Raw genomic sequence first — 16,040 nt, 5'->3', positions numbered from 1 at the left:
CCCCACGCCCTTGTGCGCCTCGTCGTCAGGCGATGTGACGGATCCGGCGAATGGCGAGGAAGACCAGGAGCGCCGCCAGAGCGAGGAAGATGCCGGTCTCGATGCCCTGGAATGCCCAGAATCGGTCGCCCGGCTGATAGAGCTGCCAGTTGTAGGAGCCGGGCCCCAGGCCCCGCTTGGCCATCTCGCTCATGCATGAACTGGCGTCGTTGGCAGGCGGGCAGCCCACCGAGGCGTTTTCCAGCACGAGCTTTCCCGCAGCGTCCCGCAATCCTTGGCCGATGACCCAGTCGTCGGAGGCGGGGTTCGGCCCCTGGGCGCTCGCCAGGCCGTAAGTCAGGGTCTTGGCGGACATGTAGTGGTCTCGGACCAGGGTTTCGACGGCGATGCGCACGGTGGCGAATCCGGCGAGGGTGACGGCCATGGCCGGCAGGACTCGACGCGAGACCGTGCCGGCGAAGATGCCCAGCGCCACCGCGAACAAGGTGTAGCCGATCGGCGCGATGCCCTGCACGTCGAACCAGATGTAGCCGAACCGACCGTTGCCGTTGGCAGCCATGGGCGCGTACCACCAGGACACTCCCAGCGCGTACACCACGGCGAGGAGGACCGAGACGGCGCCGACCAGGCCGAACTTGACGAGCGCCCAGTGCAGGCGGCCGACTCCCTGGGTCCATACGAACCGGTGGGTACTGTGCTCGACCTCGCGGGAGATCAGCGGTGCGCCGAGGAACAGCCCCACCAGCAGCGGCAGGATCACGAAGAGGATGCCGACGAACGACAAGGATTTGAACTCGTTCTGGAACTGCGTGCTCAGGGCGTTGCAGCTGTCCACGGCGGTATTCGCGGCCAGCGAGTCCGTGCCCAGCTCGGCCAGGCACGAGGCCAGGCCGGAATCGTTGAAGACGTCGTGCATCCGCAGGCCGGTGGGAAGCATGAGCGCGGCGAGTGCGGCCAATCCCATCACGGCGAAGAGGGCCTGCTTGCGGTGCTGCTTCCAGGTCAACCAGATCATGCGGTCACCTCCGCCACGGTGCGGGCCGTGCGGGTGTCGGCTGCGTGGAGATAGGCCAGGACGAGGTCTTCGAGGGTCACCTCGTGCTGGGTCCAGGTGAGTTCGTCGATGGGGCTGCCCTCGGTGCGTACGAGGAGTGTGGATTGGCGATCGGTGTGGCTGGCGCTGATGACCTTCGCCACGCCCGGAACCGCGTCGGGCTCGGTGCGCGGGCCGACCAGCGTCCGGTGTTCGTCGAGCAGATCATCGATCGGGCCGGCGAGCTGGACGTGCGCCTTTTGCAGCACGATCAGGTAGTCGCAGACCCGTTCGAGGTCGGGCACCATATGTGAAGAGAGAAGTACCGTTGTGTCGGTCTCGCTGACCACGCCCATCAGTGCCTGCATGAACTCACGTCGGGCCAGCGGGTCCAGAGCCGCGACCGGCTCGTCGAGCAGCAGCAGACGAGGTCGTTTGGCCATGGCCAGCGCCAGGGCCACCTGCGCGCGCTGCCCCCCGGAGAGCTTGCCGACCGGCTTCTTGAGCGGAATGTCGAGCTGAGCGATCCGGTCGCGGGCGAAGGCGGCGTCCCAGCGGCGGTTGAGCTTGCCGCCCAAGGTGATGAGATCGGTGGCGGTGAAGTCGCGGTAGAGCGGGGTGTCCTGGGCGACGAACCCGATCTCCGGCAGGACCTCGGTGTTGTTGCGTGGATCCTGGCCGAAGACGCGCACCTGTCCCGCATCGGGCCGCAGCAGGCCGACGGCCAGATGCAGCAGGGTGGACTTGCCCGCGCCGTTGGGTCCGACCAGCCCGGCTATCCGCCCGGCGCGCAGATGCAGCGAGCACTCCTGGAGCGCCCAGGCGCCCCCATAGCGCTTTCCGAGCGTGTTGGTCTCCAACGCTGGGTCCGTCATGTCTGCTCCCCGAATGTTTACGAGATGTCCTTGGGCGGCGGCGCGTCGAGCGTGGCGCGCAGCGTGGTGTCGATCAGGGCGGCGATGTCCTCGCGGCCCAGGCCGGCGGCCTGGGCCTTGTGCAGCCAGCCCACCAGGTCCTCGCGCAGGTCGGCCTGATGGGCCAGGGACGGTCCGGCGAGTGTGCGTACGAGGAAGGTGCCCACGCCCGGACGTCCTTCCGCCAGGCCTTCGAGCTCGAGTTCCCGGTATGCCTTCAAGACCGTGTTCGGATTGATCGCCAACGACTGCGCCACCTGGCGCACCTTGGGCAGCTGGTCGCCAGGCTGGGCAAGGCCAACTCGCAGCGCCTGCTTCACCTGCAGGACAAGCTGCATGTAAGTGGCCACCCGCGAACGGCCGTCGAGCACGAACTCGATCACTTCTTCTCCCATTGTCTTACGACAGTAAGACAGCTTGCTTGCGATGGATCACACTGTCAAGACTGATTGTCCTATGGCATTAGGACAATGCGTGTCGTGTGATGCGTGACCGATAGCGTGTCCCGCAACGGCTCGTCCGGGAGCCGTCGAACCGTCAAACCTCGTCTGGGGGACGCTTTGGAGAAGCCTGTACGTTCGCGCGTTTCGGCGTACGCGATCGCCACCTCAGAAGACCAGTTGTTGCTGACGAGGCTCTCTGGCGCATCGCCAGTCTTTGCACCGGGGTTGTGGCACCTGCCCGGCGGGGGCGTCGACCCAGGTGAGCAACCCCGCGAGGCACTCGCACGCGAGCTGCAGGAGGAGACCGGTCTCGAGCTTCTCGACGCCCGCCTCGTGGACGCGCGCGCCTATGAGGCTCACCGGCTCGGGGTGAACTGGCATCTGGTGGGACTCTTCTACGCCGTCGAGTTCACACCTGGCCCTCTGACGGTCACCAAGGCTGACGACTCGACCTCCGTTGCTGCTTGGATGCCTTTTGCCGGGCTGGAGCACTCGATGTTGTCCCCGGCGGCGATCGACGGTCTGGCGATGATCGGCGCGGGTCAGGTGCGTTCCGTGGCGACTCGCTGAACCGGGGACCGTACCCGATTCGGCGCCGAGCCGTGTGGCGCACCGGAGCGTGCGTCCGTACGTGCACGATGGCGCCGTGCCGCGTCGCGCCGGGCGCCCCCCCAGGGATCGTCACTCGTATCGTGCGGGCGTGATCGTTCGCAGGGTCGGTACGGGCGCGGGAGACCGAGTCAGGGCAGGCGGGGGAGGGCGGCTCGGGTATCGGGCGGCGGCAGCGGTGTTCGCCGTCGGAATGGCCGGGACGACTCTGCCCACCCCCCTCTACGGCCTCTACCAGGAGAAGATCGGCTTCTCGGAGCTGATGGTGACGGTCGTCTTCGCCGTGTACGCGATCGCGGTCATCACAGCCCTTCTGGTGGCAGGAAACTACTCCGACGCGGTGGGCCGCAGGCCCGTCCTGCTGGCGGCCATGGGCTTCTCGGCCGCGAGCGCGTGCTGCTTCCTCCTGGAGAGCGGTCTGCCGCTGCTCTTCGCGGGACGGCTGTTGTCGGGTTTCGCCGCAGGGTTGCTGAGCGGTGCGGCGACGGCGGCCGTCATCGAGCTCGCCGGGCCCGGGAAGAAGGCGCGCGCCGGATTCGCGGCCACCGCCGCGAACATGGGCGGACTGGGCTGCGGGCCACTGCTGTCGGGGCTGCTCGCGCAGTACGCGCCCTGGCCGTTGATGCTGACGTTCTGGGTCCACCTGGCCTTGGTGGCGGTGGCCTCTGTGACGACCTGGCTGCTGCCCGAGACCGTCCAGGACCCGCAGCGATGGCCGCCGTTGAGCCCACAAGGCGTATCTGTGCCGCCTGAGGTGAAGGGCGTGTTCGTGCCCTCGTCGGTGGCGGCGTTCGCCGGTTTCGCACTGCTGGGCCTCTTCACCGCGGTGGCGCCGAGCTTCGTCGCGATGACCCTGGACGTCCACAACCTGGCGGTCACGGGCGCCGTCGTCTTCTCCGTGTTCCTCGCCTCGACGATCGGACAGTCACTGACGGGGAAGATCGGTGCACGCCGTGCGCTCCCCGTCGGCTGCGGCGTTCTGGTCGTCGGACTCATGCTGGTGGCCTGGTCACTGATCGCCCAGTCGCTGCCCCTGCTCGTCGTGGGTGCCCTGTTCGGTGGAACGGGGCAGGGTCTTGCCTTCCGTGGCGCGCTGAGCCTCGTCAGCGCCGCGGCCCCGGAACGGCACCGAGGCGGGACCATCTCGGCGTTCTTCGTCGTCGCCTACACCGGTATCTCCCTGCCGGTGGTGGGTGTGGGCGCCATGTCCATGTGGCTCGGGTTGCGCGGGGCGGGGCTGGTGTTCGCCGGCTGTGTGATGGTGGTCGCCGCCTGCGCGGGTACGTATGCGGCACTTCGCCCGCCTCCCGGTCAGTGAGCAGGAAGCCCTCGCCAGGTCGGGCAGTCCGAGCGGCCGGCACGTGGGATACGTATCGCAAGGTTGTGACGGTGCTTCGGGGCCGAGGCGTGGATGATGAGCACGGCATGACCGCGATCAAGGGTTCCGTGAGCTGCGCCGCACCGCCTGAAGGGCTGTGCGGGCGGTTCCTGCGGGCTGGACTGTTCGCGGTGATCAGTGCGGCCCTGGCCACGGCCGGCCACCATCTGGCTTCCGAGGATCCCGTGCGCTGGACGCGTCTGTCAGGGGCGACGGTGGCCGTCTTTCTCGCCGCTCTCGTAGGGGCACGGCGCAACCGCGCATTTCCGTCCGTGGTGATCGCGACGCTGGCCGCCCAGGCGGTGCTGCATCGCGGGTTGTCGGTGCGGGCGTCATCTCATGGCAGCCATGAGGTCCACCTGGCAGCCGACACGGGACATGCCGTCCACCACGGCCCGTCGTTGATGCTGCTCGTGCATGTTCTGGCCGCTGTGACCGTCGCAACTCTGATGCACTGTGCCGACGCCCGCCTGTCCGCGTTGCCGGTCATCCTGAGTCGGCTGGCACGGTCGGCCGCCGTATCGCTCGCCGTTGGGACCGGACGACGGCGCTTGCGGCCTGCCGTGCCCAGGCCGTGCACGGGCGGGGTACCGCTCGCCGCCCGCGACTTCCTCCCCGTACGGGCTCGACTCGTTCATGTTCTGGTGCGCAGGGGTCCGCCGAAGATGCGTTCCGCCTCCTCGTCCTGTCGTCAGCGGACCGTGTCAGTACTCGACGGCTCCGCGCTGCACCGAAACGAGCCACACAACCATGAACAGAACACGACCGTCTCTCAACACCCTTCGTCTGACCACCACTTCACTCGCCGCAATGATCGCTGTCGTCGCCGGAGCCACCACCGCTGCCGCGCACGCCGAAGTGACCGCCTCCGACGCCCGTGCGCTCGCCGAGAACGTCACCCTGACCTTCACCTCCGAGGCCGAGTCGGACACCGCCGGCATCAAGGAGCTGCGAGTCGTCCTGCCGGAGGGCATCGCACCCGCCGCCGTGGTGATGAAGGAGGTGCCCAAGGGCTGGACGTTCACCCCGACCGCCGACGGCTACACCGTGGGCGGCGCCGCGCTGAAGACCGGCGTGGATGCGGAGTACAGGATCGTCGTCCGCCAGCTGCCGGATGCGAAGTCTCTGGTCTTCAAGACCCTCGAGACGTACGGCGACGGCGAGGTCGCTCGCTGGATCGAGGTGCCCAGCGGCGGCACGGAGGCGGAGAACCCGGCTCCGTTGCTGGAACTGAAACCGGCCGTTCCCGGAGCCAAGCCCATCGCGCCGAGCCCGGCCCCCACTCCGGAGCAGAGCTCGCCCTCCGCGCCGCCACCGGTGGCCGCACCGGCACCGGCGAGCACGGCACCCTCTGAGCGGACTGCCGCCGAGAAGAGCGACAGCGGCATCAACGGAGTGGTGATCGGCGCGATCGCAGCCGTCGTGGTGCTCGGCGCCGGTGCGGTCGTCTGGTTCAGGCGCCGCAGCGGACCATCGGCGTAGGCTCCGGTGGACGGGGAGCAGGGAGCGCGCCCGCTCCCTGCTCTCTTTCTGCCGGCTTCACCAAGGCGTCGTGCTTTGGCAGTGGTTGAATATGCCGCCCAACCTCATGGGCCGCCTCCCTGCGCCTCCAGGGGACGGCCGCTTCGGAGATTCCACCGCTGGGCCCGGCCGCTGAGTTCGGTGGCGGTGAGGGGGCGGACGTCCAGCCGCCAGAATGTCTGGTCGGGTGCCGACAGGGCGTGGATCACGGCGGCGCGGATCACGTCCGGTTCCGCGACGGTGACGATGCGCCCGGCCCGGCTGTGCAGGGTGTCGAGCCATGCGCCGACCCGGATGCGTACGTCCCGCAGTGATTCGCCGCCATGGGGTGCGGCGGTCGGGTCGCCCAGCCAAAGGGCCACAGCTTCCTCCTCGGCGGCCGCGACGGCGTCCAGCGTCTGTCCTCGCCAGCGCCCCATGGCACAGGCGGCGAGGTCGGTCAGCGGCTCGGCGTCGAGCCCGAGGGCCTGGGCGGTCCGGCGGCAGCGCAGGGACGGCGACGTGTAGGCGTGACTGGCCGGGGCGAGTGCGCCCGCGGCGGCCTCGGCGCGTGCGATTCCCGCCGGGTCGAGAGAGCTGTCGTCGTCGAACCGGACGTCCCGCAGCGCTTCGCTCGTCGCGGGGGAGATCAGAGTGACGCGTACAGTCATCGGTTCCTCCCCCTTTCCGCCGCTCGGTAGTTGTCAGGCGCACCCTATCGATAGGGGGCGTGCGGGAGTGATACGGGACTCACGCACTTGGCTGAAAGTCCGTCGCGCGGTACGGTCGCGTCGACATTTCAACAACGTGACGACGGCGAGACGGAAGTCCGGTGGGAATCCGGCACGGTCGCGCCACTGTATGCCGCAGCGGTACCCCGGAACTGGAAGGGGTCGCGCCGCGGCGAGTCAGACCCGTGGGCCGTCGTCCTGCACCACCGTATGGGACGCGTGTTCCCGAGGAGGTTCCATCATGGCCGAGGCCCTCGTCTCCGCTGCCGTATCCACCCCTTCCGTTTCTGTGCCGGCTCCTCTGCCCGTGCGCGCGGTTCTGCCCTGGGCGGTGTTCGTCGGCCTCCTGGCGCTGATCGCGCTGTACTTCGTCGGCGCCGAACAGGGCGCCACGTCCGTGTTCGCCGGTGCCGACGTGCACGAGTGGGTCCACGACGGACGTCATCTGCTCGGCTTCCCCTGCCACTGAGAGGCGACGTACGTGTACGCCTCAACTGTCAGAGGTCTGCTGGTCCGTGGCATGCTCGCGGGCCTGATCGCCGGACTGTTCGCCTTCGCCGTGGCCTATGCGGTGGGTGAGCCCGCCGTGGACGGCTCGATCGCGGTGGAGGAGGCCCAGGCCGCCCAGGAGGCTCATGCCGGGCACGGCGGCGCCGCGCCGGCGGAAGCCGCCGAGGAAGAAGAGGAACTGGTCAGCCGCTCCCTGCAGTCGACCGCCGGTCTCGCCACCGGCGTTCTCGTGTACGGGGTCGCGCTGGGCGGCATCGCGTCCCTGGCGTTCTCCTTCGTACTGGGACGTGTGGGCCGGTTCAGCCCACGGGCGACCGCCGCGCTCATGGCAGCGGCCGCCTTCACGACCGTCTATCTGGTGCCGTTCCTGAAGTACCCGGCCACCCCGCCGGCGGTGGGCAACCCGGACACGATCGGGAAGCGCACCACGCTGTTCTTCCTGATGATCCTGCTCAGTGTGCTGCTCGGCATCGCGGCGGTCATCGCCGGGCGGCGGCTGGCACCGCGTCTGGGCAACTGGAACGCGACGCTGGTCGCCGGTGCGGGCTTCATCGCCGTCGTGGCTGTCGCATTCGTGTTCCTGCCTGGGAACGACGACGCGGTCAAGGCCAGTTTCCCCGCAGCCCTGTTGTGGGAGTTCAGGGTTGCGGCGGTCGCTGTCCAGGTCGTGCTGTGGACGGTCTTCGGGGTCGTCTTCGGCGTTCTGGCGCAGCGCCTGTTGGCCTTGCGCACCGCCGGCGCCGAATCCACGGCGGCGGAGCAGGGCGCGCCCGCTCTCCGCTGACCCGCGCACAAGGCCGGTCACGGCCCGACACACCAGGCCCCGCCGCCCCCCTCGGGGTAACGGCGGGGCACTGTCGCATCCTGCACCGCCATTGCCGCCGAACGCGTCCGGAACGCCCCTCATGTCCGTGCCGTCCGCGAGGCCCTCGCCCGTCGCGAGCTCATCTGCCGGCAGCCATGGATGGCGGCCCGGCTCGCCGAACACGGCATCGGCCCTCTTACGGGCCGGCCGCCGTCGACCTCGACCGTGACCCCCTCCCGCACGGCCTCCACCCTGCACACGGACACTGCTTGCGGCCCCCGTAGGGTGACGCCGTGACGACGAGCAAGGGCATGAGTGGCGGACACCTGCTGTACGGGTGCATGGGACTGGGCGGGACCTGGGAGCCCGGCCCCTACGGGGCGGCGGACATCGCCGCGGCCGAGGCGGCGGTCGCCGCGGCCCTGGAGATCGGTGTCACCACCTTCGACCACGCCGACATCTACCGCCACGGCAAGGCCGAGGCGGTCTTCGGCGAGATCCTGGCCCGCACACCGGGGCTGCGCGAACGCATCGTCCTGCAGACCAAGTGCGGCATCCGCCTCCCCGACGGCGAGCGCCCCGGCATCTACGACCTGCGCGGGCACACCATCGCACGTCGGGTGGAGGAGAGCCTGACCCGGCTGCGCACCGACGTCATCGACGTGCTCCTCCTGCACCGGCCGGACCCGCTCGCCGACCCCGACGACATCGCCGAGGCACTGACGTCCCTGCACCGGCAGGGGCTGGTGCGGCGGTTCGGCGTCTCGAACATGGCAGGCGAGCAGATCGCGCCGCTGCTGGCCCGCCTGGACGTGCCCCTGGTCGCCAACCAGCTGGAGATGAGCCTCCAGCAGCGCGACTGGCTCGAAGCCGGAGTCTTGGTGAACACCCCCGCGGCAGCGGCCAACGGCTTCCCGCTGGGCACCCTCGAATACTGCCGCGCGAACGGCATCGAACTCCAGGCGTGGGGCGCGCTGGCCCAGGGCCGCTTCACGGGCCGCCAGGAGACGCCGCAGGAGCGGGCCACCGCGGAGCTGATCGCCTCGTTGGCCGAGAAGAAGGACACCACTGCGGAGTCCGTCCTGCTGTGGTGGCTGCGGCGCCACCCCGCCCGCATCGCCCCGGTCATCGGCAGCGTCCACCCCGATCGCATCCGCGCCTGCCGCGACGCGGCCCAGCGGGAGCCGGACCTCTCCCACGAGGAGTGGTACGACCTCTGGCTGACGGCGCGCGGTGTGCCGCTGCCCTGAGGGTCGTTCCCGAAGGGGTCATGGAGACCTTCTGCGGCTGCCCGCCACGGACACGGCCGTTCGGAACCCGTCCGGTCAGTCAGCTCAGCTGTCGCACCGACATCAGCAGATGGCGATGATCTTCGTGCGGCACGTCATCCGCACCCGGTACGCCGCTGAGCAGTGCCCGCTGGCCGGGGCCCAGCAGTTCGAAGCACACCTGAGAGGCGCTGAAGGAGTTGAGGGCTTCCAGCAGGTACGCCGGATTGAAGACGACCGTCATGTCATCGGCACCGGTCAAGGTGGCTGTGAGCTGTTGCGAAGCGATGTCGTCTTCGTACCCTGCCTGGAGGAGGACCGTCCCCTGGGCGGAGAAGTCGAGCCGGATCGGGCTGTTCGGCTCCGCGACGACCGCGACGCGGCGGACCGCGTCGGCGAGCGGCTCCCGCTGTGTGACCGCGACTGCCGGGCTGTCCAGGGTGAACAGCTTGTCGTAACGAGGCAGTCGCCCTTCCAGCAACCGCAGCGTCGTGTGCATCCCGGCTCCCTCGAAGGCGATCAAGCCGGCACCGGAGCCCCCGGAGCGCGCCGTGCCGTTCCACGTGAGCCCGGCGCGGTGGGCGATCGCCGCCCATGAAGTCGCCACGCTGGCGGCTCCATGGCGCGACCTCGCTCGGCGCCGATGATGCGACGGGCACGGGAAGTTGCGGTGCGGGGCCTCAGTCGCTGCCGCCCCCGCCACCACAGCTGGAGCCGCCGCCTCCGCCACAGCCGTAACCGCTGTCCGAGCCGCCACAGCTGAAACCGCCATCGGAGCCGCTGTCCGAACCGCTGTCCGAGCCGGGGTCGTAGTCGTGATCCAGGGCCCTGCCCATGCGGGCCAGGAGCCGGCCCAAACCGGACGGTAGCGGCTGCGCGTCCATGACGCCGCGGCGGACCGGCCCGTCCGGGAGGGCAGCCGGTCCGGCGAAGACGTATGCCGGCAGGCTCTCGTCCCGTTGAGCCGCCTTCACCTGCCGCTTGCCCGCCCTGGTCCGCCGGTGGCGGGTTCCGGTCACCAGGCCCCGTGCAGCCAGTCGCCGGCCGATCTCCTCGACCTCCGGGGAGCGTTGCACGGCCGTGCGCACACGGACCGCGCTTCTGCTGCGCGGACATGATGCGAACGCGACGCGCTCGACCGGGTGCTGGGGCTGCTCCTGGCCCACGGCGCGCACCCGTGTACCGATCAGCACCAGCAGCCCGCGCTCGCCCAGTGCGATCACCACGCTGTCCGCCACCCGCTGCGCCCCGCCCGCCAGGAACGCGACGTCATACGCGTCCAGGGCCCGTGGCACCTCCGCAGCCGCTGCCGGCCGGAAAACCTTTCTCATGCCGATCCCCCTTCGTGCACCCCGCTGCTGGCAATTTCGCCTGTGAGGAAGCGCACAACCCTCCCCAGCGGGAGTTCAGAGCAACATTTGAGCTTTCCGGTCGGGGAACCGCGGCCGGGCAACCGGGCACCAGGGCGGTCCTGTTCGGTCCCGGCATGTCTTTCTCGCCGCGCACGTCGAGTGACGTCAATGCCGCCGCAGAAAACCACTCGCTCGGCGTGTTCGCGCCGTCCTACAGTGGAGGCCGCCGGGTGGAGCAGGTCGGTAGCTCGCTGGGCTCATAACCCAGAGGTCGCGGGTTCGAATCCCGCCTCGGCTACGAAGAGACGGGCCCGTCGCACATGGTGCTGCGGGCCCGTCCACGTGAGCGAGTGCCAACGACGGCCCGCGACGTCACGTACTCCGCGGGGGCACGACCGCCGGCCTCAAGGGAATTGCCGGATCACTGTCCTGGTGCGAAGGACCGTACCGGCGGAGGGAACCCGCCGCCCATGGGCGTGCTCGGCCGGATCACACGCTCCAGCTCGCGAACAGTGCGCTCGGCTTCGCTGCGCACTTGCGCGGGAACGTCCCCGAGCTCCGTGACGAGCCGGTCGTAGATCGGCGCTTCCTGCCACACGGTCAATCAGTCCTCTCCCATCGGTTCCGCTCCGTCGTTGGATCGGAAGCGGCTGCCGAGTGTATGCCGGACCGGCGGATCGTGCGGTCCGTGGCCGAACGGCGGACGGCCGAATTCCTGCGGTTGCGTCGCCGCGGGGACATGGAGAGCGCTGGTCTCCCGCACCCGCGCGGCGGGTCTTTCCAGCGGGTTTCTGTGGCCGGCCTCGGTGGCCGACGCCCGCGCCGTGGCCGTGAGGACCCGGGCCCGGTGGACCCGAGGAGAACGCCCTGAGCGATGATCTGCGCATGAACGAAGCAACACCGGTACAGAACTACCTTCGATTCGTCGAGCACCGGCTGGCGACCGACGGGTGCGCCCCGCGCTGGGAGCACTGGGGAGGCACACCCGTCCTCATCGGCCGACGCGCGGACTTCCGTATGAAGTGGGCGGCCACCAAGCTGCACCTGTTCACTGTGGTCGCGGCCGTGCCCGAGATCACCGTGCCGGCCATCGAGGCCTTCACCTGGCAGGTCCTCGACTACGCCCGCAAGAACAAGGGCGGCCTGCCGGTGGGGCTGCAGACCGGTGTGGGTGCCTTCCCGGTCCTGGTGAGCGAGCGGGTCGACCCCGCGGCCATGGCGTGGGCACAGGAGCAGCAGCGCAATCGTTTCGCCTGTTTCGCGCGGCCGGTCGTCGTGGACATGTCCAATGGTCACGTGGGCTTCTACCGGGACAACCCCACCCTGGGCCGGATCTACGCGAACCACATGATCGAGAAGGGCAACCTCTACTTCCTGAAGTAGGACCGCACGGGCGTCCACCCCGGCAGCGTCCGGCAGTGCCCGGCAGTGTCAGAACCAGATGGCGATCGGCCGGCCCCGGCGGTCGTGTTGCGGCGGGTCCGGGAGGCATTGCGCGCGGCCCTGGGCGATGCGATGCGCGCTCCATGCTGCGGCCGCCGCGTCCAGCACATCGTCCGGGGGCACGCGTCCCGCGTCCTGGAGATCGTCGGGAAGGACGATCCCGGCTGCTGCGAGAAGCGAGCGCCGGGTCATCTGTCCCGCCCAGCTCTTCTTGCGGTGGGGGAGCGGTGTTCCCTGCGCCAGCGCCCGGAACGACACCTCCGGGTGCACCTCGAAGAGACGATCGCCCCCGGTATCGGCCAGGCAGTCGTTCGCCTCCCGCAGCTTGGCGGCGAGCCCCCAGCTCTGGCGGCTCAGTCCGGATCCGGTGAGTTCCCGGCACCGGCGGTTCGCGGCCTCGTAGTCCTCCTCCTGCCACACCGCATGCGGCGGCACCCGGAAGACACTGCCCCTCAGCCGGCCGAGCAGAGCCGCCGCCTCCGTGTCCGCGCGCCGCCACCCCGCGTCGAGGAGTCCCAGCGGCATGTCCACGGCCACCACGCCGACGGCGGCATTCCCGGCCTCGCGGAGCAGCGACCGCAGGCAGGTGCCGACTCGGGCGCCCGCGAACCGCCCCTCACGAAGTTCGACCGCCACCCATCCGCCCGGGCACGCGTCGATGCCGAGGACCGCCACGGCGTCACCCATGTCGGCCGGATTCCCCGAACGGGGCCGCCGGGGGATATCCGTAGGCCCCGTACAGCCGGACGAAGTGTGCCGCCACAACGACCCCACAGCGCACCAGACCGTGGGCCTTCCGCTCGTACACCTCGACCTCCTCCTGACCGCCCGGCCCGATCGGCTGGACCAGACGGCCCCCGATACGCAGCTGGGCGATCAGCGGCGGCGGCACGTGCGGGAAGGCGGCACAGACGATGACCGCATCGTACGGGGCGAGTTCGGGCACACCGTGCGTCCCGTCGCCGACGACGATCTCGACGTTCTCCACGCCCTCACCGAGGAGATTGCCCTGGGCCTCCTGCGCCAGGTCCGGCCACCGCTCCACGCTCACGACGTAGGTGGCCAGCCGGGCGAGGAGGGCGGTCTGGAAGCCGTGGCCGGTACCGATCTCCAGGACACGCTCGCTTCCGGTGAGGCCGAGCGCATCGATCATCATGGCGACCAGGGAGGGCTGCGTCGTCACCTGAGCGTGGCCGATGGGAACAGGAACGTCCACGTACGCCGATGCCTTGTGGGAGGCGGGGACGAATGCGGCGCGCGGGGTGACCAGCAGGACGTGAAGGAGGCGTTCGTCGGTCACACCTGCGGCGCGGGAGGCCCTGACCAGGTCGTCCGGAGTGGGATCGGAGCTGGGGTATGTCATCGTGTCCGCCTCCCGTTCAGATTACCGGAAGGGCCTCTTGTCCCACTGTGTCCGTCCGGTCCCCGGGGGACGAATAATCCGGTGCCGGCGCCCAGTCGGGCTCACTACACTCGCCTCGCGCGCTGAAACGACATCGCAGCGCGCGCTTCGACGACTGAGGGGAGCCCGACCGTGTGTTACCGCACCACCGTCGTTGTTCCCCGGTCACGGTACGACGTGATCCTGATGTCTTCGTCTGCCCGGTGCCGGCTGCGCGGCCGCCACCGGACGTCCGAGACGAACATCTGACTCCCCGTCCGACCGCTGTCCGGCCGCTGAAGCCGACCGGCCGGATGCATCCCGATGCGGTCGCGCTGCATCAGGGGACTCTGCCGACTTGATCCGGGCCGTTCGTCCGGGAATCGCGCTGCCCTGTTCTCGATCACCCTGAAAGGCCTCGGGCCGTGCGTACCGACCTGCAACGCAATCCCACCAGTCCACTGACCGGCGTCCGTAATCTGGGCATCCTCGCCCACGTTGACGCAGGCAAGACCACCATCACCGAACGGATCCTGTACGTCACCGGCGCCACGCACAAGCGGGGCGAGGTCCACGACGGGACGACCGTCACCGACTTCGACTCACAGGAGCGCGATCGTGGGATCACCATCTTCGCCGCAGCGGTGAGCTGTGTCTGGGACGGTCACCGGATCAATCTGATCGACACACCGGGCCACGTCGACTTCTCCGACGAGGTGGAGCGCTCGCTGCGGGTGCTCGACGGCGCGGTCGCGGTGTTCGACGCCGTCGCCGGGGTCGAACCGCAGAGCGAGTCGGTGTGGCGGCAGGCCGACCGGCATGGCGTGCCGCGGATCGCGTTCATCAACAAGCTGGACCGCGCCGGTGCCGACCTCGACACGGCGGTCGAGTCGATCCGGGAGCGGTTGCACACGGTTCCGCTGGTGGTCCAGCTGCCGATCGGGCAGGAGGACGCGTTCACCGGAGTGGTGGATCTGCTGCGTATGCGCTCGATGGTCTGGCGCGCGGGCAGTGACACGTTCGAGGAGGGCCCGGTGCCCGACGCCCTGCGGGAAGAGGCGCACCGGCGCCGCCGACTGCTCGAGGAGGCGGTGGCGGAACTCCACCCGGTCGCGTTGGAGGAGTTCTGTGCGCAGTCGACGCTCTCCGCACGGACTCTGGCTGCCGCACTGCGCGACCTGACCTGCAGCGGTGAGGGCGTGGTGGTGTTGTGCGGATCGGCCTACCGCAACTGCGGGATCGAGCCGCTGCTGGAGGCCGTCGTCGCGTACCTCCCGTCGCCCCTGGACGTGCCGGCGGTACGAGGCACCCTGGGCGGCACGCAGCAGGAGCGGGTCGCCGACCCGGGGGCGCCGTTCGCCGCGCTGGTCTTCAAGGTGAATTCGACCGCCACGGGACGGCTGACCTACCTGCGTGTGTACTCAGGAACGATCAGGAAGGGAGACACAGTGCTGGACGTGGGCGCGCACCGCACCGAGCGGATCGGCCGGATCCTGCGGGTACAGGCCGACCGGCACGCGGAGGTGGACCAGGCGGTGGCCGGGGACATCGTCGCCGTGATCGGGCTGAAGGCCGTCCGCGCCGGTGCCACCTTGTGCACAGCCGCAGCGCCACTGGTCCTCGAACCGCCCACCGTGGCCGATCCGGTCGTCTCCGTAGCGGTCGAGGCCCGCAGTCGGCTCGATGTCGATCGGCTGACGTCGGCACTGGCACGGCTGGTCGAGGAGGACCCTTCACTGGCGGTCCGGACCGACCCCGAGACCGGTCAGACGGTGCTGTCGGGTATGGGCGAGCTGCATCTGGAGGTCGCGGTGGAGAAGATCCGTCGCGCCCAAGGGCTGGATGTCGGCGTCGGCCGACCGCAGGTGGCCTACCGTGAGACGGTCGCCCGCGGGGTGTCCGGGCTGGTGTACCGGCACGTCAAGCAGGACGGTGGCGCCGGTCAGTTCGCCCACGTCGTCCTCGACGTGGAGGCGCTGGAGATTGCCGCCGACGACACCGCCGCGGGCAACACCGTAGGCAACACCGGTGGCGGCGCGAGGGACTTCGTGTTCCGTTCGACCGTCGCCGGTGGCCGGGTTCCGCAGGAGTACATCCGCGCGGTGGAGGCCGGTTGCCGGGACGCTCTGGCCGAGGGTCCCCTCGGCGGCCACCCGGTGATCGGACTGCGGGTCACACTGACCGACGGAGCCACCCATTCCAAGGATTCCTCGGAGATGGCGTTCCGGACAGCAGGCCGGTTCGGGCTTCGGGAGGCACTGCGCGCCGGCGCGATGGCCCTCCTGGAACCGGTGGTTGAGGTCACGGTCACCGTGCCCGACGACGCCGTGGGCGGGGTGCTCGGCGATCTGGAGGCCCGCCGCGGCCGGGTCTCGGGCTCGACCGCACGGGCCGGCACTGCGGTGATCACCGCGACCGTGCCGCTGGCCGAGTTGTTCGGCTATGCGACTCGCCTGCGCAGCCGTACCCAGGGCCGGGGAACCTTCACCACCCGGGCCACGGGCTACGCCCCGGTACCGGAAGCGGTGTCCAACAGGATGCTGTCCCGGTAGATCTCCCTGACGGCCCCTGATGGTCCCTGACGGCTCCAGATGGCCCCGCCCGCAGACGGGCGGGGCCATCCCGACCGCCTGCGGACGGACGCGGTGAGCAGTGGGCAGTCCCGAGTAACGG

General features: G+C 69.8%; 17 protein-coding genes and 1 tRNA gene. 9 read left to right on the top strand and 9 right to left on the bottom strand.

The features are described 5' to 3' along the window. Positions 1-25 precede the first annotated feature (25 nt). From ACWGI8_RS23360 to ACWGI8_RS23350, 3 genes are read right to left on the bottom strand one after another with little or no spacing between them, the layout of a single operon-like run. Complete coding sequence (locus ACWGI8_RS23360) at positions 26-1,015, bottom strand: hypothetical protein (protein ID WP_453663607.1); 990 nt, start codon at positions 1,013-1,015, stop codon at positions 26-28. Then, a complete protein-coding gene (locus ACWGI8_RS23355; protein WP_453663606.1) occupies positions 1,012-1,908 on the bottom strand; it encodes an ABC transporter ATP-binding protein in 897 nt (298 codons plus the stop codon). Before ACWGI8_RS23355 ends, ACWGI8_RS23360 begins: the two co-directional genes overlap by 4 nt. 17 nt (positions 1,909-1,925) lie before the next feature. Continuing rightward, the gene (locus ACWGI8_RS23350; protein ID WP_453663604.1) at positions 1,926-2,330 is read right to left on the bottom strand and encodes a GntR family transcriptional regulator; all 405 of its coding nucleotides are present in this window, start codon (positions 2,328-2,330) and stop codon (positions 1,926-1,928) included. Positions 2,331-2,435: 105 nt separating this feature from the next. Here ACWGI8_RS23350 and ACWGI8_RS23345 point away from each other — a divergent pair, with 105 nt between their 5' ends. From ACWGI8_RS23345 to ACWGI8_RS23335, 3 genes are all read left to right on the top strand, one after another. After that, positions 2,436-2,960, top strand: a complete 525-nt coding sequence (locus ACWGI8_RS23345; protein WP_453663603.1) for an NUDIX hydrolase — start codon at positions 2,436-2,438, stop codon at positions 2,958-2,960. A gap of 130 nt (positions 2,961-3,090) precedes the next feature. Next, entirely contained in the window at positions 3,091-4,317 is a 1,227-nt protein-coding gene (locus ACWGI8_RS23340) for an MFS transporter (protein WP_453663602.1), read from the top strand. Positions 4,318-5,187: 870 nt separating this feature from the next. Further along, positions 5,188-5,859, top strand: a complete 672-nt coding sequence (locus tag ACWGI8_RS23335; protein ID WP_453663601.1) for a DUF1775 domain-containing protein — start codon at positions 5,188-5,190, stop codon at positions 5,857-5,859. Between the two features lie 104 nt (positions 5,860-5,963). Here the strand turns inward: ACWGI8_RS23335 and ACWGI8_RS23330 are convergent, their stop codons facing one another. Beyond that, the gene (locus tag ACWGI8_RS23330) at positions 5,964-6,548 is read right to left on the bottom strand and encodes a histidine phosphatase family protein (protein WP_453663600.1); all 585 of its coding nucleotides are present in this window, start codon (positions 6,546-6,548) and stop codon (positions 5,964-5,966) included. 301 nt (positions 6,549-6,849) lie between these two features. On the opposite strand from ACWGI8_RS23330, the gene ACWGI8_RS23325 reads away from it, so the two are divergent. From ACWGI8_RS23325 to ACWGI8_RS23315, 3 genes are all read left to right on the top strand, one after another. After that, the gene (locus ACWGI8_RS23325) at positions 6,850-7,077 is read left to right on the top strand and encodes a CbtB domain-containing protein (RefSeq protein ID WP_453663599.1); all 228 of its coding nucleotides are present in this window, start codon (positions 6,850-6,852) and stop codon (positions 7,075-7,077) included. 12 nt (positions 7,078-7,089) lie between these two features. Then, positions 7,090-7,902, top strand: coding sequence for a CbtA family protein (locus ACWGI8_RS23320; protein ID WP_453663598.1), 813 nt, complete (start codon positions 7,090-7,092; stop codon positions 7,900-7,902). 314 nt (positions 7,903-8,216) lie between these two features. Continuing rightward, on the top strand, positions 8,217-9,173 hold the full coding sequence (locus ACWGI8_RS23315; RefSeq protein WP_453663597.1) for an aldo/keto reductase: 957 nt from the start codon (positions 8,217-8,219) through the stop codon (positions 9,171-9,173). A gap of 79 nt (positions 9,174-9,252) precedes the next feature. Here the strand turns inward: ACWGI8_RS23315 and ACWGI8_RS23310 are convergent, their stop codons facing one another. Next, complete coding sequence (locus tag ACWGI8_RS23310; RefSeq protein ID WP_453663596.1) at positions 9,253-9,798, bottom strand: hypothetical protein; 546 nt, start codon at positions 9,796-9,798, stop codon at positions 9,253-9,255. Between the two features lie 73 nt (positions 9,799-9,871). After that, positions 9,872-10,522: a TIGR04222 domain-containing membrane protein gene (locus ACWGI8_RS23305; protein WP_453663594.1), complete on the bottom strand. Its 651-nt coding sequence runs from the start codon at positions 10,520-10,522 to the stop codon at positions 9,872-9,874. Positions 10,523-10,767: 245 nt separating this feature from the next. Here ACWGI8_RS23305 and ACWGI8_RS23300 point away from each other — a divergent pair. Further along, positions 10,768-10,841 (top strand) — tRNA-Met (locus ACWGI8_RS23300). 123 nt (positions 10,842-10,964) lie between these two features. On the opposite strand, the gene ACWGI8_RS23295 is transcribed toward ACWGI8_RS23300, so the two are convergent. Continuing rightward, a complete protein-coding gene (locus tag ACWGI8_RS23295; RefSeq protein ID WP_453663609.1) occupies positions 10,965-11,147 on the bottom strand; it encodes a hypothetical protein in 183 nt (60 codons plus the stop codon). 281 nt (positions 11,148-11,428) lie between these two features. On the opposite strand from ACWGI8_RS23295, the gene ACWGI8_RS23290 reads away from it, so the two are divergent. Next, positions 11,429-11,926, top strand: coding sequence for a levansucrase (locus ACWGI8_RS23290; RefSeq protein ID WP_453663593.1), 498 nt, complete (start codon positions 11,429-11,431; stop codon positions 11,924-11,926). A 48-nt stretch (positions 11,927-11,974) separates the two neighbouring features. On the opposite strand, the gene ACWGI8_RS23285 is transcribed toward ACWGI8_RS23290, so the two are convergent. After that, the gene (locus tag ACWGI8_RS23285; RefSeq protein ID WP_453663592.1) at positions 11,975-12,673 is read right to left on the bottom strand and encodes a DUF429 domain-containing protein; all 699 of its coding nucleotides are present in this window, start codon (positions 12,671-12,673) and stop codon (positions 11,975-11,977) included. Next, complete coding sequence (locus ACWGI8_RS23280) at positions 12,666-13,349, bottom strand: protein-L-isoaspartate(D-aspartate) O-methyltransferase (RefSeq protein ID WP_453663590.1); 684 nt, start codon at positions 13,347-13,349, stop codon at positions 12,666-12,668. Before ACWGI8_RS23280 ends, ACWGI8_RS23285 begins: the two co-directional genes overlap by 8 nt. Positions 13,350-13,792: 443 nt before the next feature. Here ACWGI8_RS23280 and fusA point away from each other — a divergent pair, with 443 nt between their 5' ends. Further along, positions 13,793-15,919 (top strand): elongation factor G, encoded by a 2,127-nt coding sequence (fusA, locus tag ACWGI8_RS23275; protein WP_453663589.1) that lies wholly within the window; start codon positions 13,793-13,795, stop codon positions 15,917-15,919. The last annotated feature ends 121 nt before the right edge of the window (positions 15,920-16,040 follow it).

It is taken from the genome of Streptomyces sp. NPDC054841, from assembly GCF_053611045.1.
Note: the sequence above shows the minus strand (reverse complement) of the source record. Positions and strands in the feature narration are given on the sequence as shown.